Raw genomic sequence first — 19,349 nt, 5'->3', positions numbered from 1 at the left:
CCTCCGGCGTCGGAAACGGATGTTCCCATGTCGCCCGTGGATAAGGTCGTACCTCTGCACGTCAGCACACTCAACGCCAGCCGAACCATAGGGTCTTTGAGCGAACCACCCTCGCACCCGCAGCAGGGCAGCCAATCGGCAGGCGAGCAACGAGGGGGCAGGTCACGCCGCCTTGCGTGACAACCGAAACAGCCACTTATTTGCGGCGGTCGCCAGCGCGACCAGCCATTGAGGAGTTACCGATGGACGTCACTTCCACCCTGAGCCTGGGCGATCCGCTCGAACCCGCACGCAAGGCCACGGCCGAAATGCTCCGCGAACGCGACCACAGCTTCTCCCTGCCGCAGCCTTTCTATAACGACGATCGCCTGTTCCAGATCGACATGCAGGAGATCTTCCACAAGGAATGGCTGATCGCCGGCATGACCTGCGAGATTCCCGCCAAGGGCAACTACCTGACCCTGCAGATCGGCGACAACCCGATCATCGTCATCCGCGGCGCCGAAGGGCAGATCCACGCCTTCCACAACGTCTGCCGCCACCGTGGTTCGCGCCTGTGCGTCAGCGAGAAAGGCAAGGTCGCCAAGCTGGTCTGCCCCTATCACCAGTGGACCTACGAGCTGGACGGCCGCCTGCTGTTCGCCGGCACCGAGATGGGCGCCGACTTCGACATGAAGCAGTACGGTCTCAAGCCGGTGCACGTGAAGAGCGCCGGTGGCTACATCTTCATCAACCTGTCGGAAAACCCGCCGGCCATCGACGACTTCCTCTCCACCCTGGCTCATTACATGGAGCCCTACGACATGGAGAACACCAAGGTGGCGGTGCAGACCACCCTCAAGGAAGCCGCCAACTGGAAGCTGGTGCTCGAAAACAACCGCGAGTGCTACCACTGCAACGGTTCGCACCCGGAACTGCTGAAGACCCTGCTGGAATGGGACGACGTCACCGACCCGCGCGCCAGCCAGGCGTTCAAGGACCAGGTCGCCGCGTGCACCAAAGCCTGGGACGAGGAGAAGATCCCCTACGCCCACGCCAGCTTCGGCCTGCGCAACCGCATCGTGCGCATGCCCCTGCTCGACGGCACCGTGTCCATGACCATGGACGGCAAGCAGGGCTGCAAGAAGCTCATGGGCCGCATCAAGAACCCCGACCTGGGCTCCATGCGCATCCTCCACCTGCCGCACTCCTGGAACCACTGCATGGGCGACCACCTGATCGTCTTCACCGTGTGGCCCATCAGCGCCCAGGAAACCATGGTCACCACCAAGTGGCTGGTACACAAGGACGCGGTGGAAGGCGTGGACTACGACGTGGCCCGTCTGCGCGAAGTCTGGGACGCCACCAACGACCAGGACCGCCGCCTGGCCGAAGAGAACCAGCGCGGCATCAACTCCACCGCCTACCAGCCGGGCCCCTACTCGAAAACCTACGAGTTCGGCGTGATCAACTTCCTCGACTGGTACAGCGAGCGGATGCTCAACAACCTCGGCGACATCCCGGCCACTCGGCTGCGCCAGGTCGGCAACGAATGACCCGGCAGGCGCGGCCATGTCCCTGAGCCTGGCCTTCGCCATCCTGCTGACCATCTACGGACTGGCGTCGAGCCTGCTCGGCGCCTGGTACAGACGCACACACTGAGGTCCCCAAGGACCACCCTCGCCCCCATCGGGATATCGGCCCCGACGGGGGTTTTTTTTTGCCGCTCCAGCCGACACCTCCTTGCTGGCCCTGAAGCGCCCTAAAAGATAAGGAATTCTCCTACACGTCTTTAGGAATCTACTGAGATGAGAAATGGATATTTCTCTGCTTACTTACAGATTAATAAGAAAATCCTCGCAATCTTCTGAGGAAACGTCCGAATTCTGGCGTGAGCATTCGCAGGATCACGAAGAAATCGACCGATATCTGCAAAGAAGTAGGAAAGGACGACTGAAACGCTCAGCACAACAGTGGCCGAACAGGGCCAATAAATGGCCGAACGATTCCATTTGGCCATCATTGTGATATCAATCATTTCGACCCGGATCGGGCCACACAAGCAAGCCGGCGGCCTGTAGTCCAGCGGGCGCATTCCGCACTGCGCGGACCAGGACGCGGCCGGATCGATGCGTACCACCCAGGAGAATGGAAGATGAGAATCCAGAAGATCGCAGCGGTGATCACCCTCGCCATCGCGTCATCAGCCGCACACGCAAGCGGGTCGAACAGCATCAGCGGCGTTATCCGCTTCACTGGTGAAATCGTCGTCGGCTCCTGCGACCTCCCCACCGCCGAGTGGTCTCGCCACGCAGGTCGCCAGGATGGTCGCAGCCCCGTCCAGGCGGGTGCGGTACCCGGCAGCAACGGTACCTGTGCCGGGATCGCCGACACCCGCTCGGTGACCTTTACGCCAGTCAGCTATCAGAAGAGCGGCGCGGTGGCGGCCGGCGTGGTGACAATCTCCTTCAACTGACGGGCCGCTGAGCAAGGTCGCGATGGCCCACGCCGGGTGACGTCAGCTCGAGGCGGGTGACGGGGCGTCTCCCGCCTGCTCCATCCCCAGGTTGTTGCGCCGGGCGAACTCGGCCAGTTCCAGTAGCGAGTTGAGGTTGAGTTTCTGCTGTATCCGCGTCTTGTAGGTGCTGACGGTCTTGTTGCTGAGCAGCATGCGCTCGGCGATCTCCTTGTTGGAGAGCCCCGTGGCCAGGTACTGCAACACCATCAACTCCTGGTTGGACAGACGCCCGACCAGCTCGGCCTCGCTGCTCACGGGCAGGGGACCGCCGGACTGACCCGTCGAGGGGAAGAGGGTGAAACCGGCGCTGATCGCGTTGATGGCGGTCACCAGGTTCTGCAAGTCCTCTTCCTTGCTGACGAATCCCTTGGCGCCAGCCTGGAAGCAGCGCTGGGAAAAGCTCTCCGCCGGCTGCGAGGTGAGCACCAGCACATCGCTGTCGAGGCCCAGGGAGCGAATGCGCGAAATGACGTTGAGACCGTCGAGCCGGGGGATACCGATATCCAGGATGACGATGTCCGGCTCATGCTGACGGATCAATTGGAGAGCATCGACGCCGTTGTCGGCCTCGCCGACGACCGCGATGTCGTTGCGCTCCAGCAACATCCGGACCGCCATGCGGATGACCGGATGATCATCGACTATCAGGGCACTTCTCATTGCAACCTCGAAACCAGTGGACATGGGCATCCTTGACGCAGCCCTGGAAAGTGACGAAGAGCTATCGCCTGTGAATTTTCCTACAAATTCCTACGAAACGTCGCCTAGCTTAGACGCCTCGGTCCTCAGTAACTTGATCTTTCTCCGAAATCCTGTCGAGCCTCTCATGAAGCAATTGAGCATCCTGGTTCTGGAAGACGAACCCTTCCAGCGCCTGATCGCCGTCACCGCCCTGCGCCAACTGGGGCTCGAACGCATCCACGAAGCCGCCGATGGCGCCGAGGCCCTGGCCCGGCTCGAAGCCTGCGGCGGCGTCGACGTCGTCCTGTGCGACCTGCGCATGGCGGGCATGGACGGCCTGGCCTTTCTGCGCCATGCCAGCCAGGCCGGCGTCATCCGCTCAGTGATCCTCAGCAGCGAAGTGGCACCGGAACTGCGCCAGGCAACCATCACCATGACCCGCTGCCTGGGGCTGAACTTCCTCGGCGACCTGGGCAAGCCCTTCGACCTCGAACGCGCCGCCACGCTGATCGGGCGCCATCCCCATGCGAGCGACTGCCGCCGCCCCGGCCAGGATGCCGAGGCGCCCGGCCTGGAGGACATTTTCCAGGCCCTGGAACGCGGCGAGTTCGAGGCGTTCTACCAACCCAAGGTGTGCCTGGACAGCGGGGCCACGCTGGGCGCCGAGGTCCTCGCGCGCTGGCGCCACCCCCAGCGCGGCCTGCTGCCGCCATCGCAGTTCCTCCCGCTGATGGAAGCCAACGACCTGATGGACCGCCTGTTCTGGCAGCTCTTCGAGCAGGGTCTGGCCCTGCAGCAGGCTCTCAGCCTCGGCAACCGCCAAGTGAACCTCGCCTTCAACCTCCAGCCCCGGCAGTTGAGCAACCACGCGCTCGTCAAACGCATCGAAAAGTCCCTGGAGGCCACTGGTCTGCCGGGTTCGGGGCTGACCTTCGAGCTGACCGAAACCGGCCTGCTGGAGGCCCCGGCCGCCAGCCTGGAAAACCTGGTGCGGCTGCGCCTGATGGGTTGCGAACTGGCCATGGACGACTTCGGCGCGGGCTACTCCTCCCTCGACCGCCTCTGCGAACTGCCCTTCAGCCAACTCAAGCTGGACGCCGCCTTCGTCCGCAAACTGGACAACCAGCCACGCAGCGGCGCGGTCATCGGCAGCGCCGTGGCCCTGGCCAACGCCATGGGCATGACCCTGGTGGTGGAAGGCGTGGAAACCATCGAGCAGCGCGAGCGACTCAGGTCATTCGGCTGCCGGGTGGCCCAGGGCTTCCTCTTCCATCGGCCGATGGACCGCGACAGTTTCAGCGCGCTGCTGAGCAAGCAATCCCGCCCCGCTCTTCACTAAGCCTCCTCGGCCATCCGCCTCAGCAATCCACGCTCCAGTTCGAGCATCGCCTGGCGCAAGGCGTCGGCGTCCCGGCGCAGGGACTCAGGTTCCGGGACCGGCTGCCGACAAGCCTGCTCCAGGCTCACGCATGCGGCGATCAGGGGCTCCGCCCTGACCACCCGCGCCGCGCCCTTGAGCCGGTGCGCGAGTTCCGCCAGGCCCGGGGCGTCGCCCTGTTCGGCCAGGACGGCCAAGGGTTCCAGGTCCCGCCGGTTGGTTTCCAGCAGTTCGTTCACCAGGTTGCGGATCAGGCTCGCATCGCCGCCGGTAAGGGGTGTCAACGGCGCCAGGTCGAACAGGGCCCCAGTCTCGGCCTCAGGCTGCGCCGGCTCCGCTTCGACCACAGGCTCGCCGCCCGCAGCGGCCCGGAGCTTCTCCTCCAGCAGATCGAGCCCGATGGGCTTGATCAGGCAGTCGTCCATGCCCGCCTGCATGCCGCGCTCGACTTCTTCCGGCTGGGCATCGGCGGTCAACCCGAGGATCAGCGCCGGTACTCGCGCGCCCTCCGCCTCCTCGGCGCGAATGGCACGGGCAAGGTCGGCGCCGCTCATCCGCGGCATATGGCAATCCGTGGCGACGACATCAAAAGGTTGCGACTGCCAGGCCGCGAGGGCCTCCACACCGTTTTCCGCCTCCATCACCTCGTGCCCCAGATACCCCAGTTGCTGGGCAAGGATCTGCCGGTTGACCGGGTGATCGTCCACCACCAGCACCCGCAGCCGGCGCGGCAGCGATGCAGCGGCAGGCTCGGCACGACCCGGCTCGTCGACCGGATCGAGGCGGTGCAGGCGCAGTTCCACGTCAACCTGAGTGCCCTCGCCTGGGGCGCTGGACAGGTTCAGACGGCCACCCATCATCTCGCAGAGGGAACGGCTGATGACCAACCCCAGGCCGGTGCCTTCGGTCTGGTGATAGCCCCGCTCCACCTGGGCAAAGGGCCGGAACAGGCGGTTCTGGTCGTCCGCCGAGATGCCGATGCCGGTGTCCTCGACGCGCAGGTGCACGCGCAGCAGTCCATCCTCCAGCGCCTCGCCCTCGATCTGCAGGCGGACGCTGCCCTCGCGGGTGAACTTGATCGCGTTGCTGACCAGGTTGGAAAGGATCTGCTTGAAACGCAGGGCATCCACCAGCACATCGCCCTGGATGCTGGAATCGATCTCGAGCACCAGGCTCAGCCGTTTCTGCCGCGCCAGCCCGTCGAACACCCGCGCCACCGACTCCACCAGTTCACGCAGGTTGGCCCGGTGCGGCGCGAGGCTGAGGCGGCCGGACTCGATGCGGGCGATGTCTAGGATGTCGCCGATCAGCGCCAGCAGGCTGCGCGCCGACCCGTAGGCGACCTCGATACTGGACGGGTCGATGGGGCGGTCGCCGGCCCGCTTCAGTGCCAATTCGAGGATGCCGATCACCGCGTTCATGGGGGTGCGGATTTCGTGGCTCATGGTCGCCAGGAAGGTGGTCTTGGCACGGCTGGCCTCGTCCGCCAGGTTCTTCGCCGCCTCCAGTTCCGCGACCAGGCGGCGGTGCTCGGTGATGTCGAGCCAGCCGCAGATCACGCCCTTGAGCGTGCCGGCGGAATCCTGGAAGGGCTGGACCCAGTGGTCGATCCACAGCTCACGATCACCCTGACGGATCGCATGCACGCCCTGAATCATGCCGCCCTCGGCCATGGCCCGCAGATACAGGCGATGGAACTCCGGCGCCGCCTCGAATACGTCGGCTGGCAGGTCGAGCGCGGTGCGACCGCGCACCGCCTCCAGCGGCAGGCCGATACTGGCCAGGTAGCTGCGGTTGCACGACAGCAGACGTCCCTCGGTATCCCGTACGTAGAGAGGTGGCGGCATGCTGTCGGTCAGGGTCGCGACGAACTGCAGCTCATCGTTGAGCTTCCGCTCGGCGAGCTGTCGCCGACGCACCTCGCGGCGCAGGCGCAGGACCCAGGCCAGTGCCAACAGAAGCACTACGCCGGCGGCGAGGACGATCCGCTGGATCACCGTGCCGTAGTCGCGCCAGGATTGCGGGCTCCTGCCCGGCATGGCGCGCCAGTTGCTGGCCATGGCATTGAGCTCTCCCGGCGGCAGACTCGCCAGCACCTTGTCGATGATCGACTGCAGTTCGCCATCGTCCCGGCCGACAGCGAAGTTGAGGGTCGCCGGCCTGATATTCGCCATGGCGACGATCGACAGCCGGTCACTGAACAGGTTCGCCAGGTAGTAGCGCGCCATGGGCATGGCGACCAGCGCATAGTCCGCCCGCCCGGCCGCCACCAGGTTCATGGAGTCCGGCGTGGAATCCGACTCGATCAACTGGCTTCCCGGATACGCCGCATTCAGCTCGGCTTCAGCCACGTTTCCCTTGGCCAGGGCGATACGCACTTTTTCCGACGTGGCGGAGGGCGGTGCGGCATCGACGCGCCCCACCAGCGCGAAGGGCACGCGGGCGATGGCGCGGGTGAAGCGCATGCGCGCCTCGCGCGTCCGGCTCGCGCTGAGGATCGCCAGATCCGTCCGCCCCTGCAGCAGGCTCTCGATCTGTCGGGCGGCACTGCTCGGACCGCTGACGGCCGTGAAGCGCAGGCCGGTCTGCAACCGCACCACGTCCAGCAGGTCGGCGAAGAAGCCACGGAACCGGCCCTGGTCGTCGAAATAGGCCCCTGGGGCCAGGTCGTCGCCGATCATCAGGCGCACCACCGGGTTGCGCTTCACCCAGTTCGATTCGGCCGGCGTCAGCGGCAGCGGTCGACTGAGCGGCATCAGCCCACTGCCCACCCAGCCACGGACGATGTCATCCATCCAGGTCCGGCCGGCGGCGCGCAGGGCACCGTCCAGGCTGTGCAGCAAGCGTTGGTTTTCCGCCCGTACCATGAAACCCAGACTGGTATCGGCGCCTTCGGGGAAACGCTCGAACTCGACCAGCCCGTTGAAGATGCGATTGGCCCGGTAGGACACCAGGAGGAAGTCTCCCAGCAACAACTCGGCCTGGCCGAACGCGACCAGCGCCATCGCCTCGTCGATGGACGCGGCATCCAGCCGGTGTGCCGTCGGATAGAGCCGGGCGAGCAGCGGCGCATGTTCTGCCGTCACCGCCACGTTCACGCCCGCCAGGTCCTGCGGGAAGGGACCGGCGTCCTTGTAGCGGCGAAACAGCGCCAGGCGGTCGGTGATCATGGGGCGGCTGTGGGCAACGGGCCTTCCCGTGCCTTCCGCTTGCGGGCCGACGACCATGTCCACTTCGCGCCTGAGCAATGCGTCGAGCAGCGCCTGCCGATCCGGGTACTCGCGCAAGCGCACCTGCAATCCCAGAAGCTTCCCGACCAGCATGGTGGCGTCGGCAACGATGCCCTCGTAGGCGCCGTCGTGCTGGTTGATCTCGAGCGGTTCGAGGTCCCGGACCGTGATGCCCATCACCAGCTCGCGCTTTTCCCGCAGCCAGCGCCAGTCTTCCTCGGCGATTGACAGGTCCCGGTGGTCGACCACCATCGGGCTGGAGAGGAAGCGGGCCGGCGGCTCCGGTGCCGCGAAAAGTTCCGGCGCGACCGCCAGCAGGCAGGACAAGCAGAAAGCCCGGACAAGCACCGCGAGCCAGGGCAGGCCGGGCGGCGATGGGGACCACCCCATGGACAAGAAGGTCAACAACATCAATCGAAGCCCCGCTCACGATGGGCCGCAAATCGGCGGCAACTCCTTCGCCTACATGTCCTGTAGGAAACTTCCCATAAACCGCCTGGGCACCAGGCTCGGAAATATACTTCCAGCCCTACATACATGCTGATTGCCGAAGTGCATTACCTGCTGGCCAACGCACTTTTTCCGACAGTACATGGAAGTTTCAAGTCGAGCGTCTGAACTTTTCCAACTTGGAACGTGCCAGATTCTGACGAAAAACCCCACGGAAACCAACTTGTCCGATTAGACAGGCGCACAGGTTTTCTCGAAAACGCGTCTCCGGCTGTCAGCACTCAACTCACGACGCCCAACGGAAGTTCCCAGGAAACAGAAACCCTGGGCACACGAAGGGTGGCCGATAAAGGAGAAGTTACGGATGAACAAAGTATTGCTGATCGATAACCAGCCGATGATTCGGTTCGCCACCCGCGTCCTGCTGGAGCGGGAAGACTATGACGTCGTCGGTGAGACGGAAAGCGGCGTCGAGGGCCTGAGCCTGGCCCGCTCGCTGCGCCCGGACCTGGTGATTCTGGACATCGCCATTCCCAAGCTCGATGGCCTGGAAGTCCTGGGACGACTGAGCGGAATGGACGCCAACCTCAAGGTACTGGTGCTGACGTCGCTGCCGGCGTCGCTCTATGCCAACCGCTGCCTTCAGGCTGGCGCCACCGGCTACCTGTCCAAGCAGGAACAGGCGGTCAGCCTGATCTCCGCGGTGCGTTCGGTACTTTCCGGCTACAGCCTGTTCCCCAGCACCGTGCACCTGCCTGCCAACACCCAGTCGGGCGGTTCCAGCGACAGCCATCTGCTGGATACCCTCTCCGACCGCGAGCTGGCGGTTTTGCAGAACCTGGCCAATGGCAAGAACAACCAGGAAATCGCCAAGCAGTTGTTCATCAGCCACAAGACGGTGAGCACCTACAAATCCCGCTTGATGGACAAGCTGAAAACCCGCAACCAGGTCGATCTGATCGACTTTGCCCGCCGCTACGTGATGCCCTCGACCTGAGCCACGACGCATCCCCCGGCCGACGCCGCCTCAGCGAGGCGGCGGAAGACCTATCACACAGCCCACATGCCGAGGCCTCGGCAGCTCGCAATGAGCCGCCGCCAGGGCCTCGACCCTGCCCGCCACGGCAGCGGCAAAGACCGCCGAGCGCGACGATTCGGCCTCCACGTTCATCAGCATCTGTTCGCTGGCCGCCAGCAGCTCTTCCTCGCCGCACCGGTACAACCCGTGGTGGATATGCAGCCGCTTGGCGTCATGGGCGAGCAGTTGGGTACGCACCTCCACGTCGGCGCCCAACTTAACTTCCGCCAGGTAGTTGAGGTGGCATTCCAGGGTGAACAGCGTGTGGCCGGTCGCGGCGCGCCCCTGTTCGTCGAGGCCTATCCCGTCCATCAGCGCATCGGTGGCGTAACTGAAAATCAGCAGGTAGAAGGCGTCCCGCAGGTGGCCGTTGTAATCCACCCAATCGGGCAGGATGGCGGTACGGTACGTGGTCAGGGCGGTGGGCATACATGCGCTCCGGTGCTGGGTTCGGGCCTGGCGCCGGGCCTGTGAGGCCCGGCTGACGGTCAATCGGCGAAAGCGAAGCCGTGCGCTGCCTTGGTGTCCTTGATGGCACCGAGCACCGCCAGCAGACAGTCGTCACGATAGCGTTCCAGCTCGGCGATGCTGCGCGAGCCCTGTTGCTCGGACGTCCCCTCCACCACCCGGTCGATCAGGGTTTCGGTGAGTTCCGGCGCCGGCAGGTAGGTCCAGGGCAATTGCAGGGCCGGACCGAACTGGGCCATGAAGTGGCGCATGCCGGCATTGCCGCCCGCCAGGGTATAGGTGAGGAAGGTGCCCATGAAGGACCAGCGCAGCCCGGCACCGAAGCGGATGGCGTCGTCGATCTCGCCGGTGCTGGCCACGCCGTCGTTGACCAGGTGCAGCGCCTCGCGCCACAGCGCTTCCAGCAGACGATCGGCGATGAAGCCCGGCACTTCCTTGCGCACATGCAGCGGGCGCATACCCAGCGCGGTATAGATCTCGATAGCCGCCTGCACGGCCTCGGGCGCAGTCCGCTCACCCCCGACCACCTCCACCAACGGCAGCAGATAGACCGGGTTGAACGGGTGGCCCACCACGCAGCGTTCGGGATGGCGGGAGTCGGCGTAGAACTCGCTGGGCAGCAGGCCGGAGGTGCTGGAACCGATGATCACATCGGGCCGCGCCGCCGCGCTGATTTTCGCGTGCAGGTCGAGCTTGAGGTCGAGCCGTTCCGGCGCGCTCTCTTGGATGAAGTCGGCATCGCGCACACATTCTTCGATGGTCTCGACGAAGCGCAGGCGGTCCTGGGACGCGCCGGGCGCCAGCCCCTGCTTCTGCAGGGCCGGCCAGGCGTTGGCGATGCGCGCCCGCAGGGCGGCCTCGGCGCCGGGTGCCGGGTCCCAGGCGACGACATCGAGGCCATGGGCCAGGGCGCGGGCGATCCAGCCGCTGCCGATGACGCCGCTACCGAGGGCGGCGAAGGTCTTGATCCGGGTGACGAAGGACATGGTGGCTCCTGATCTTGTAGCCCGGATGCAATCCGGGAAATGGCAGTGGGTGCGCTATGGGGCGGTCGGGTGCGAACTGCTGCCCCTCATCCCCGCCCCCTCTCCCGGAGGGAGAGGGGAGACAGTCAGCGGCGCTTGAGCTTCATCTTTTCGCGGCCCTCGGCCGGCGTCAGGGCGCGGCCGCCGAGACGCTCGATGATCTCGATGGCGCGCTCCACCAACTGACCGTTGCTGGCATGTACGCCGCGATCCAGCCAGATGTTGTCCTCCAGCCCCACCCGCACGTTGCCGCCCAGCAGCATGGCCTGAGCCACCATCGGCATCTGCATGCGGCCGATGCCGAAGCCGGCCCAGGTAATGCCGGCCGGCAGGTTGTCGGCCATGGCCTTCATCGTGGTGGTGTCGGCCGGTGCGCCCCACGGGATGCCCAGGCAGATCTGGATCAGCGGGTCTTCCAGCAGGCCTTCCTTGAGCATCTGCTTGGCGAACCAGAGGTGACCGGTGTCGAAGATTTCCAGCTCGGCCTTCACGCCGAGCTCGGTGATGCGCTTGGCCCCCGCACGCAGCTGGGCCGGGGTGGACACGTAGATGAAGTCGCCATCGCCGAAGTTCAGGGTGCCGCAGTCCAGGGTGCAGATTTCCGGCAGCAGCTCCTCGACATGGGCCAGGCGCTCCAGCGGGCCGACCAGGTCGGTACCGGTGCCGAACTCCAGGGGCTGCTCGCCCTTGCCGATCTCCAGGTCACCGCCCATGCCGGCAGTGAGGTTGATGATGATGTCGGTGTCGCTTTCACGGATACGCTCGACCACCTCGCGGTACAGCGCCACGTCACGGCTGGGCTTGCCGGTCTTCGGATCGCGCACGTGGCAGTGGGCGACGGTAGCGCCGGCCTTGGCGGCCTCGATGGCGGCGGCGGCGATTTCCTTCGGGGTGACAGGAATGGCCGGGTGCTTGCCGACGGTATCGCCGGCGCCGGTGACGGCACAGGTGACTATGACTTCATGGTTCACGGTTGTTTCATCCTTCTGCGAGGCGATCGGAGGCCGTGCGCGGGCGTACCCGCGCACTGGGCGTTGCGGTGCGTTACTTGAGCGATGCGAGGGCGCTGTCGACGCCGTTTCTGCCGTCGAAGGTGGTCACCCCGGCGAGCCAGCCCTTGACCACTTCCGGATTGGCCTTGAGCCATTCGCGGGCGACCTTGGCCGGGTCTTCGCGGTCCATGATCGGCTGCATCAGCTGGGCTTCCTGGTCGCTGGTGAAGCGCAGGTTGGCCAGCAGGCGATCGGCGTTGGGGCAACGCTGGGCGAAGTCGGGGGCGGTGACGGTGGAAACGGTAGCGGCGCCGTCGTTGGGGCCGAACACATCTTCACTGCCGGTCAGGTAGGTGATGGGCATCTGGATATTCATCGGGTGCGGCTTCCAGCCGAAGAACACCACCGGCTTGTTGTTCTTCACCGCGCGCTTGACAGCGGTGAGCATGGCCGCCTCGCTGGACTCGATCAGCTTGAAACCGCCCAGCCCGAACTGGTTGGTGTCGATCATCTTCTGGATCGCCGTGTTGGCGCCGGAGCCAGACTCGATGCCGTAGATCTTGCCATCCAGTTGGTCCTTGAACTTCGCGATATCGGCGAAGGTGCGCAGACCCTGTTCGGCGGTGTAGGTGGGAACGGCGAGCACGGCGATGGCGTCGTTCAGCGACGGCTCGGCGGCGACCTTGACCGATTTGGACGCCAGGAACGGCTTGATGTTGTCATCCATGATCGGCTTCCAGTAGCCGAGGAAGACGTCGATCTGATTCTTCTGGATGCCGGCGAAGATGATCTGCTGCGAAGCCTGGGTCTGGGTGGTCTGGTAACCCAGGCTGCCGAGCAGTTCGTTGGCGACAGCGGTGGTGGCGACAACGTCGGTCCAGCCGACCACGCCCACGCGGATCTTCTGGCAACTGGCGTCTTCGGCGGCGAGTGCGGCGGTGCTGGACAGGGCGAACAGACAGCAACCTGCGAATGCGGTAAGACGTTTCATCGATGCTCCCCTTGCGGCCAAACGGTTGTATTTGTTGTTCAGGGGCCGGGGGCGGCCCCTTCCGTTGTCGGGCACCACGGTGGCCCGATGGACACAAATTACGCAGCCCGACCCGTGTCGATTCGAACTAAAGCGACCACCTGTTGAACAGGAACGACCACCTTTCTTGCACTCATCAACACAGTGTCTTTTAGTGCCTTATCCCTTTCGCGGAAAGCGTCCATGTCCCAGACCTTCAGCTTTCTCCTGTTGCCGGGCTTTTCCATGATGGGCCTGATGTCGGCCATCGAGCCGCTGCGCGTGGCCAATCGTTTTCGCGGCGAACTCTACCGCTGGCGCCTGCTCAGCCTGGATGGCGGCCCGGTGGCGGGCAGCAACGGCATGTCGTTGAACGTGGATGAGGGGCTGGAGACGCCGGCCGAGGGCGATGCGCTGTTCCTGGTGGCCGGTTTCGAACCACTGGCCAGCTTCGGCCCGCGCCTGGCCCACTGGCTCCACCGTGCCGAGCGCGATGGCCTGTTGCTGGGCGGCATCGACACCGGCAGCTTCGTGCTGGCCGAGGCCGAGCTGTTCTCCCGGCAGCGCCTCACCCTGCACTGGGAAGCCATCGAAGCCTTCCAGGAACGCTACCCGACGCTCGCCGTCACCCAGGAACTCTTCGAGATCGATGGGCGGCGCATCACCAGTGCCGGCGGCACCGCCAGCCTCGACCTGATGCTCACCCTGATCGCCCGCGCCCACGGCGAAGCCCTGGCGCTGCAAGTGTCCGAACAGTTCGTGCTCGGCCGCATCCGCACCCAGCAGGATCACCAGCGCATGCAGATCGCCAGCCGCTTCAATGTGCACAACAAGAAGCTGGTGCACGTGATCGGCGAGATGCAGCGGCACAGCGAGACACCCCTGAACTCGCGGGAACTGGCCGAGCGCGTGAACGTCACCCCGCGCCAGCTGGAACGGCTGTTCCGCCTGCACCTGAAGGAAACACCGTCGAACTTCTACCTCGGCCTGCGCCTGGACAAGGCCCGCCAACTGCTGCGCCAGACCGACATGAGCGTGCTGGAAGTAGCACTGGCCTGTGGCTTCGAGTCCTCCTCCTACTTCTCCCGCGCCTACCGTGCGCGCTTCGCCACCCGCCCCAGCCAGGACCGGCACGAGCATCCGGATCAGGAGGTGGTACAGCGGATGGGGTGATGGGGGGCGAATTCATTCGCCATGCTGGACGCAGGCCTGCCATTGACCTTGCAGGGGGGCAGCTGCGCTGCCCACAGCGAATGAATTCGCCCCCACAAGGAAGAAGAGCCCCCTCAGTCGACTACACCGCCCTGCCCTGCTCCGCCAGGGCGGCCTGCACCAGGGGGTGCAGGCTCTCACCGTGGTGTTCCACCTGCCAGGCCATCAGTTCGATGCGCATGGCCGGGGTCCAGAAGCTCTGCAGATGCTGCTGCACGCCTTTCACGGCTTGCTCCCGGTCCGGCTCGCTGGCGAAAAACTGGGCAATCTGGTTGGCCATCTTGATCAGGTTGTCGGTGCTCATCGGCGTGCCTCCGCTTTTTCCGTCCTGCGACGCTCCTTCAGCAGACGCCGCTGTTCGTCACTGAACTGCTGATAGCGCTTCTGCCATTCGGAGGGTTGGTAGACCCGTGTGACCTCCACTGCCGTGACCTTGTATTCCGGGCAGTTGGTGGCCCAGTCGGAGTTGTCGGTGGTGATGACGTTGGCCCCCGACTCGGGGAAATGGAAGGTGGTGTAAACCACCCCCGGCGCCACCCGCTCGCTGACCTTGGCGCGCAGCACCGTCTGGCCGGCGCGGCTGCCCACGCCGACCCAGTCGCCTTCGGCGATGCCACGGCTTTCGGCGTCGCTCGGGTGGATTTCCAGGCGGTCCTCCTCATGCCAGGCCACGTTGTCGGTGCGCCGCGTCTGGGCGCCAACGTTGTACTGGCTGAGGATGCGCCCGGTGGTCAGCAACAGCGGGTAGCGGCTGTTGACCTTCTCTTCGCTGGGCACGTAGCCGGTGAGCATGAAGCGCCCCTTGCCACGCACGAAGGCGTCGATGTGCATGGTCGGCGTACCATCCGGCGCGGCTTCGTTGCAGGGCCATTGCAGGCTGCCGTGACGATCCAGCGCGGCGTAGCTGACGTTGTGGAAGGTCGGCGTCAGGCGGGCGATCTCGTCCATGATCTCGGACGGGTGCCGATAGTCCATGCGGTAGCCCAGGGCATTGGCCAGGGCCACGGTGGCTTCCCAGTCGGCCTTGCCGCCGAGCGGCTCCATCACCTTGCGCACGCGGGAGATGCGCCGCTCGGCGTTGGTGAAGGTGCCGTCCTTCTCCAGGAAGGAACTGCCCGGCAGGAACACGTGGGCGAACTTGGCGGTTTCGTTGAGGAAGATGTCCTGCACCACCACGCATTCCATGGCCGACAGCGCGGCGGTGACGTGCTGGGTGTTGGGGTCGCTCTGGGCGATGTCCTCGCCCTGGCAGTAGAGCGCCTTGAAGCTGCCGGCCAGGGCCGCCTCGAACATGTTAGGGATGCGCAGGCCCGGGTCGGGCTGCAGGGTGACGCCCCAGGCCTGTTCGAACTGGTTGCGCACCGCCTCGTTGGAAACATGCCGGTAGCCCGGCAACTCGTGGGGGAAGGAGCCCATGTCGCAGGAGCCCTGCACGTTGTTCTGCCCCCGCAACGGGTTCACGCCAACGCCTTCGCGGCCGATGTTGCCGGTGACCATCGCCAGGTTGGCGATCCCCATTACCGCCGTACTGCCCTGGCTGTGCTCGGTCACGCCCAGGCCGTAGTAGATGGCCGCGTTGCCGCCGGTGGCGTAGAGCCGCGCGGCAGCGCGGATATCGTCAGGCGATACGCCGCAGATCGGCCCCATGGCTTCGGGCGAGTTCTCCGGCTTGCCGACGAACTCGCGCCAGCGGGCGAAGTCGGCCGCCTCGCAACGGGCATCGACGAAGTCCTGACTGACCAGGCCCTCGGTGACGATCACGTGGGCCAGGGCGTTGAGCATGGCCACGTTGGTGCCCGGACGCAGCGCCAGGTGCAGCTCGGCGCGGGCATGGGGCGAGTTCACCAGGTCAATGCGTCGAGGGTCGATGACGATCAGCCGCGCCCCCTGGCGCAGGCGGCGCTTGAGCTGGGAGGCGAACACCGGGTGCGCGTCGGTGGGGTTGGCGCCGATCACCAGCACCACGTCGGACTGCATTACCGAGTCGAAGCTCTGGGTCCCGGCGGATTCTCCCAGGGTCTGCTTGAGGCCGTAGCCGGTGGGCGAGTGGCAGACCCGCGCGCAGGTGTCGACGTTGTTGTTGCCGAAGCCGGCACGCACCAGCTTCTGCACCAGATAGGTCTCTTCGTTGGTGCAGCGACTGGAGGTGATGCCGCCGATGGAGTCGCGCCCGTACTTGAGCTGGATGCGGCGGAACTCGCCGGCGGCGTAGTTCACCGCCTCTTCCCAGCTGACTTCCTGCCAGGGATCGCTGATGTGCTTGCGGATCATCGGCTTGGTGATGCGGTCCGGGTGGGTGGCGTAGCCCCAGGCGAAACGGCCTTTCACACAGGAATGGCCATGGTTGGCCTGGCCATTCTTGTCCGGGACCATGCGCACCAGTTGGTCGCCCTTCATCTCGGCGCGGAAGGAGCATCCCACCCCGCAGTAGGCGCAGGTGGTGATGACGCTGCGCTCCGGCTGGCCCATTTCCACCACGCTCTTTTCCATCAGGGTGGCGGTCGGGCAGGCCTGCACGCAGGCGCCGCAGGAGACGCATTCGGAGTCGAGGAAGTCCTCGCCGCCGGCCGCTGCCACCCGCGACTCGAAACCGCGACCGCTGATGGTCAGGGCGAAGGTGCCCTGGGTTTCCTCGCAGGCGCGTACGCAGCGGTTGCAGACGATGCACTTGCTCGGGTCGTAGTCGAAATAGGGGTTGGAGACGTCCTTCTGCTCGTCCAGGTGGTTGGCGCCTTCATAGCCGTAACGCACTTCGCGCAGGCCCACCTGGCCGGCCACCGTCTGCAGCTCGCAGTTGCCGTTGGCCGAGCAGGTCAGGCAGTCCAGCGGGTGGTCGGAGATGTACAGCTCCATGACGTTGCGCCGCAGGGTGGCGAGTTTGGGTGTCTGGGTGTGGACCACCATGCCCTCGCTCACCGGCGTGGTGCAGGAAGCCGGGTAGCCGCGCATGCCGTCGATTTCCACCAGGCACATGCGGCAGGAGCCGAAGGCTTCCAGGCTGTCGGTGGCGCAGAGTTTGGGAATGGTGGTGCCGAGCAGCGCGGCGGCCCGCATCACCGAAGTGCCGGCGGGTACGCTGATCTCGCGGCCATCGATGGTCAGGCTGACCTGCACCTCGCTCTCGCGAGCCGGGGTGCCGAGGTCGATGTCGCTGGCGGGGTCGAAGAGGTTGATCATTGGTCGGCCTCCGAGGTCTCCAGACCGAAGTCGGCGGGGAAATGCTTGAGCGCGCTGGTCACCGGGTAGGCCGTCATGCCACCCAGGGCGCAGAGGGAGCCATAGGTCAGGGTGTCGCAGAGGTCCTTGAGCAGGATCACCTGCTCGTCCCGCGCGGCGGCGTCGGTCGCCGCCAGCAGGCGGTCCACCACTTCCACGCCACGGGTGGAGCCGATGCGGCAGGGAGTGCACTTGCCACAGGACTCCTCCGCGCAGAACTGCAGGGCGAAGCGCGCCATGTGGGCCATGTCCAGGCTGTCGTCGGCCACCACCACGCCACCGTGGCCGAGCATGGCCCCCATGGCGGCGAAGGCCTCGTAATCCAGCGGCGTATCGAACTGCGCCGGCGGCACCCAGGCCCCCAGCGGGCCGCCCACCTGGGCGGCCTTGAGCGGCCGGCCACTGGCGGTGCCTCCACCGTAGCCCTCCACCAATTCCCGCAGGGTCAGGCCGAAGGCGCGTTCCACCAGGCCGCCGTGGCGGACGTTGCCAGCCAGTTGGAAGGGCATGGTGCCGAGGGAGCGGCCCATGCCGAAATCGCGATAGTACTGGGCGCCACGGGCCAGGATGACCGGCACCGAGGCCAGGGTGAGCACGTTGTGCACCAGGGTCGGCAAGCCGAACAGGCCCTCCAGCGCCGGCAGCGGCGGCTTGGCGCGGACCACGCCGCGCTTGCCTTCCAGGGAATCCAGCAGCGCGGTTTCCTCGCCGCAGATATAGGCACCGGCCCCGACCCGCACTTCCAGGTCGAAGGCCCGGCCACTGCCGCCGACATTGGCGCCGAGATAGCCGGCCTCGCGCGCAAGGTCGATCGCCTCGCGCAGGGTCTGCACCGCCTGTGGGTATTCGGAGCGCACGTAGAGGTAGCCGTAGGTGGCGCCCACCGCGAGGCCGGCGATGGCCATGCCCTCGATCAGCAGGAAGGGGTCGCCTTCCATCAGCATGCGGTCGGCGAAGGTGCCGGAGTCGCCTTCGTCGGCGTTGCACACCACATATTTCTGTTCCGCCACGGCGCCGCGCACGGTGCGCCACTTGATGCCCGCCGGAAAAGCCGCGCCGCCACGGCCACGCAGGCCGGAATCCAGCACGGCGGCGACGATCTCGTCACCGCTCTGGCCGATCGCACGGGTCAGCCCCTCGAAACCGCCCTGGGCACGATAGTCATCCAGCGACAGCGGCCGGGTGATCCCCGCGCGGGCGAAGAGCAAGCGCTGCTGGCTCTTCAGGTAGGGAATCGCCTCCACCGGCCCCAGTGCCAGCGGGTGACGGCCTGGCTCGTCGCACAGGGCATCCAGCAGCGCAGGCACGTCCTCGACGGCCAGCGGGCCGAAGCCCAGGCGGCCTTCGTCGGTTTCCAGCTCCAGCAGCGGCTCCAGCCAATAAAGGCCACGGGAGCTGGTGCGTTTAATTTCAAGCGGCAGGTTCCGTTTTTCGGCCTCACGGGCCAGCGCCACGGCCACCTCGTCCGCGCCCACGGCGCGGGCCACGGAATCGCAGGGAATGCACAGCCTCAGCATGTCCCGTCCTCCAGGCAGCCGTTCACCAGCGCACGCAGGCGCTCGGGGGTAAGCCGCGCATGCAGCTGGCCGTCCAGTTCCAGGGCCGGCGAGCAGGCGCAGGCGCCCAGGCAATAGACCGGCCGCAGGCTGATCCGGCCGTCGGCGCTGGTGCCGTGGTCGTCCAGCGCCAGTTGCTCGCGCAGTTGTTCGGCCAGGCGCTCGGCGCCCAGGCTCTGGCAGGATTCGGCGCGGCACAGGCGCAGGGTGTGGCGTGCCGGCGGCGTGGTGCGGAAGTCGTGGTAGAAGCTGATCACTCCGCGCACCTCGGCCAGGCTGAGGTTGAGGGCGTGGGCGATCTCGGGGATGGCGATATCGGGGATATACCCGGCGCCGTCCTGGATGGCGTGGAGGACCGGCAGCAGGGCACCGGCGGTGTCCTTCTCGCGCTCCAGCACGCTCTGGATCAGTGGCAGATGAAGCGTCTCATCAGACATACAGCATTCCTCACGGTCACGGACAATTGACCGATGCCGGTCGTCCGGAGGTCGTCGGCTGCGGCTCACCCGCCACGTCACGGATGCGTGGCCTCGCTGGCGGCCGTCCTTGTGCGCCCC

Annotated in this window: 15 protein-coding genes; 5 read left to right on the top strand and 10 right to left on the bottom strand. The window is 65.8% G+C overall.

What is annotated here, in order from left to right:
- The first annotated feature begins 242 nt into the window (after positions 1–242).
- A complete protein-coding gene (gene gbcA, locus PJW05_RS02005; RefSeq protein ID WP_271410277.1) occupies positions 243–1,535 on the top strand; it encodes a glycine-betaine demethylase subunit GbcA in 1,293 nt (430 codons plus the stop codon).
- 599 nt (positions 1,536–2,134) lie between these two features.
- Positions 2,135–2,455, top strand: a complete 321-nt coding sequence (locus tag PJW05_RS02000) for a hypothetical protein (protein ID WP_271410276.1) — start codon at positions 2,135–2,137, stop codon at positions 2,453–2,455.
- 42 nt (positions 2,456–2,497) lie between these two features.
- On the opposite strand, the gene PJW05_RS01995 is transcribed toward PJW05_RS02000, so the two are convergent.
- Positions 2,498–3,157: a response regulator transcription factor gene (locus PJW05_RS01995; RefSeq protein ID WP_271412163.1), complete on the bottom strand. Its 660-nt coding sequence runs from the start codon at positions 3,155–3,157 to the stop codon at positions 2,498–2,500.
- Between the two features lie 166 nt (positions 3,158–3,323).
- Here PJW05_RS01995 and PJW05_RS01990 point away from each other — a divergent pair, with 166 nt between their 5' ends.
- Complete coding sequence (locus tag PJW05_RS01990; RefSeq protein WP_271410275.1) at positions 3,324–4,517, top strand: EAL domain-containing response regulator; 1,194 nt, start codon at positions 3,324–3,326, stop codon at positions 4,515–4,517.
- Here PJW05_RS01990 and PJW05_RS01985 read toward each other — a convergent pair.
- On the bottom strand, positions 4,514–8,038 hold the full coding sequence (locus tag PJW05_RS01985) for an ATP-binding protein (protein WP_442969238.1): 3,525 nt from the start codon (positions 8,036–8,038) through the stop codon (positions 4,514–4,516). The genes PJW05_RS01990 and PJW05_RS01985 overlap by 4 nt on opposite strands.
- A gap of 562 nt (positions 8,039–8,600) precedes the next feature.
- Here PJW05_RS01985 and PJW05_RS01980 point away from each other — a divergent pair.
- Complete coding sequence (locus PJW05_RS01980) at positions 8,601–9,233, top strand: response regulator transcription factor (protein WP_271410273.1); 633 nt, start codon at positions 8,601–8,603, stop codon at positions 9,231–9,233.
- A gap of 30 nt (positions 9,234–9,263) precedes the next feature.
- On the opposite strand, the gene PJW05_RS01975 is transcribed toward PJW05_RS01980, so the two are convergent.
- From PJW05_RS01975 to choX, 4 genes are all read right to left on the bottom strand, one after another.
- Positions 9,264–9,743 (bottom strand): thioesterase family protein, encoded by a 480-nt coding sequence (locus PJW05_RS01975; RefSeq protein WP_271410272.1) that lies wholly within the window; start codon positions 9,741–9,743, stop codon positions 9,264–9,266.
- 59 nt (positions 9,744–9,802) lie between these two features.
- Positions 9,803–10,768 carry an L-carnitine dehydrogenase gene (locus PJW05_RS01970; protein ID WP_271410271.1) on the bottom strand — a complete coding sequence of 322 codons (966 nt, stop codon included), beginning with the start codon at positions 10,766–10,768 and terminating at the stop codon, positions 9,803–9,805.
- Between the two features lie 125 nt (positions 10,769–10,893).
- Complete coding sequence (locus PJW05_RS01965) at positions 10,894–11,778, bottom strand: 3-keto-5-aminohexanoate cleavage protein (RefSeq protein WP_271410270.1); 885 nt, start codon at positions 11,776–11,778, stop codon at positions 10,894–10,896.
- Positions 11,779–11,851: 73 nt separating this feature from the next.
- A complete protein-coding gene (gene choX / locus PJW05_RS01960) occupies positions 11,852–12,790 on the bottom strand; it encodes a choline ABC transporter substrate-binding protein (protein WP_271410269.1) in 939 nt (312 codons plus the stop codon).
- A 222-nt stretch (positions 12,791–13,012) separates the two neighbouring features.
- Here choX and PJW05_RS01955 point away from each other — a divergent pair, with 222 nt between their 5' ends.
- On the top strand, positions 13,013–13,981 hold the full coding sequence (locus tag PJW05_RS01955) for a GlxA family transcriptional regulator (protein WP_271410268.1): 969 nt from the start codon (positions 13,013–13,015) through the stop codon (positions 13,979–13,981).
- Positions 13,982–14,102: 121 nt separating this feature from the next.
- Here the strand turns inward: PJW05_RS01955 and PJW05_RS01950 are convergent, their stop codons facing one another.
- From PJW05_RS01950 to PJW05_RS01935, 4 genes are read right to left on the bottom strand one after another with little or no spacing between them, the layout of a single operon-like run.
- Positions 14,103–14,324, bottom strand: coding sequence for a formate dehydrogenase subunit delta (locus tag PJW05_RS01950; RefSeq protein WP_271410267.1), 222 nt, complete (start codon positions 14,322–14,324; stop codon positions 14,103–14,105).
- Positions 14,321–17,197, bottom strand: a complete 2,877-nt coding sequence (gene fdhF, locus PJW05_RS01945) for a formate dehydrogenase subunit alpha (RefSeq protein WP_271410266.1) — start codon at positions 17,195–17,197, stop codon at positions 14,321–14,323. Before fdhF ends, PJW05_RS01950 begins: the two co-directional genes overlap by 4 nt.
- Positions 17,194–18,753, bottom strand: a complete 1,560-nt coding sequence (locus PJW05_RS01940; RefSeq protein WP_271410265.1) for a formate dehydrogenase beta subunit — start codon at positions 18,751–18,753, stop codon at positions 17,194–17,196. Before PJW05_RS01940 ends, fdhF begins: the two co-directional genes overlap by 4 nt.
- Positions 18,747–19,229, bottom strand: a complete 483-nt coding sequence (locus PJW05_RS01935; protein ID WP_271410264.1) for a formate dehydrogenase subunit gamma — start codon at positions 19,227–19,229, stop codon at positions 18,747–18,749. The genes PJW05_RS01940 and PJW05_RS01935 overlap by 7 nt, the downstream gene beginning before the upstream one ends.
- Positions 19,230–19,349 lie beyond the last annotated feature (120 nt).

It is taken from the genome of Pseudomonas sp. Q1-7 (genome assembly GCF_028010285.1).
Taxonomy (GTDB): Bacteria; Pseudomonadota; Gammaproteobacteria; order Pseudomonadales; family Pseudomonadaceae; genus Metapseudomonas.
Note: the sequence above shows the minus strand (reverse complement) of the source record. Positions and strands in the feature narration are given on the sequence as shown.

What these genes read in the sequence shown, in the direction of transcription:
- PJW05_RS01985 (WP_442969238.1), bottom strand. Translation starts at nt 8,038, where the DNA reads ATGGTGGTCGACCACCGGGACCTGTCAATCGCCGAGGAAGACTGGCGC.
- PJW05_RS02000 (WP_271410276.1), top strand. Translation starts at nt 2,135, where the DNA reads ATGAGAATCCAGAAGATCGCAGCGGTGATCACCCTCGCCATCGCGTCA.
- PJW05_RS01970 (WP_271410271.1), bottom strand. Translation starts at nt 10,768, where the DNA reads ATGTCCTTCGTCACCCGGATCAAGACCTTCGCCGCCCTCGGTAGCGGC.
- fdhF (WP_271410266.1), bottom strand. Translation starts at nt 17,197, where the DNA reads ATGATCAACCTCTTCGACCCCGCCAGCGACATCGACCTCGGCACCCCG.
- PJW05_RS01995 (WP_271412163.1), bottom strand. Translation starts at nt 3,157, where the DNA reads ATGAGAAGTGCCCTGATAGTCGATGATCATCCGGTCATCCGCATGGCG.
- choX (WP_271410269.1), bottom strand. Translation starts at nt 12,790, where the DNA reads ATGAAACGTCTTACCGCATTCGCAGGTTGCTGTCTGTTCGCCCTGTCC.
- PJW05_RS01940 (WP_271410265.1), bottom strand. Translation starts at nt 18,753, where the DNA reads ATGCTGAGGCTGTGCATTCCCTGCGATTCCGTGGCCCGCGCCGTGGGC.
- PJW05_RS01990 (WP_271410275.1), top strand. Translation starts at nt 3,324, where the DNA reads ATGAAGCAATTGAGCATCCTGGTTCTGGAAGACGAACCCTTCCAGCGC.
- PJW05_RS01950 (WP_271410267.1), bottom strand. Translation starts at nt 14,324, where the DNA reads ATGAGCACCGACAACCTGATCAAGATGGCCAACCAGATTGCCCAGTTT.
- PJW05_RS01935 (WP_271410264.1), bottom strand. Translation starts at nt 19,229, where the DNA reads ATGTCTGATGAGACGCTTCATCTGCCACTGATCCAGAGCGTGCTGGAG.
- gbcA (WP_271410277.1), top strand. Translation starts at nt 243, where the DNA reads ATGGACGTCACTTCCACCCTGAGCCTGGGCGATCCGCTCGAACCCGCA.
- PJW05_RS01975 (WP_271410272.1), bottom strand. Translation starts at nt 9,743, where the DNA reads ATGCCCACCGCCCTGACCACGTACCGTACCGCCATCCTGCCCGATTGG.
- PJW05_RS01980 (WP_271410273.1), top strand. Translation starts at nt 8,601, where the DNA reads ATGAACAAAGTATTGCTGATCGATAACCAGCCGATGATTCGGTTCGCC.
- PJW05_RS01955 (WP_271410268.1), top strand. Translation starts at nt 13,013, where the DNA reads ATGTCCCAGACCTTCAGCTTTCTCCTGTTGCCGGGCTTTTCCATGATG.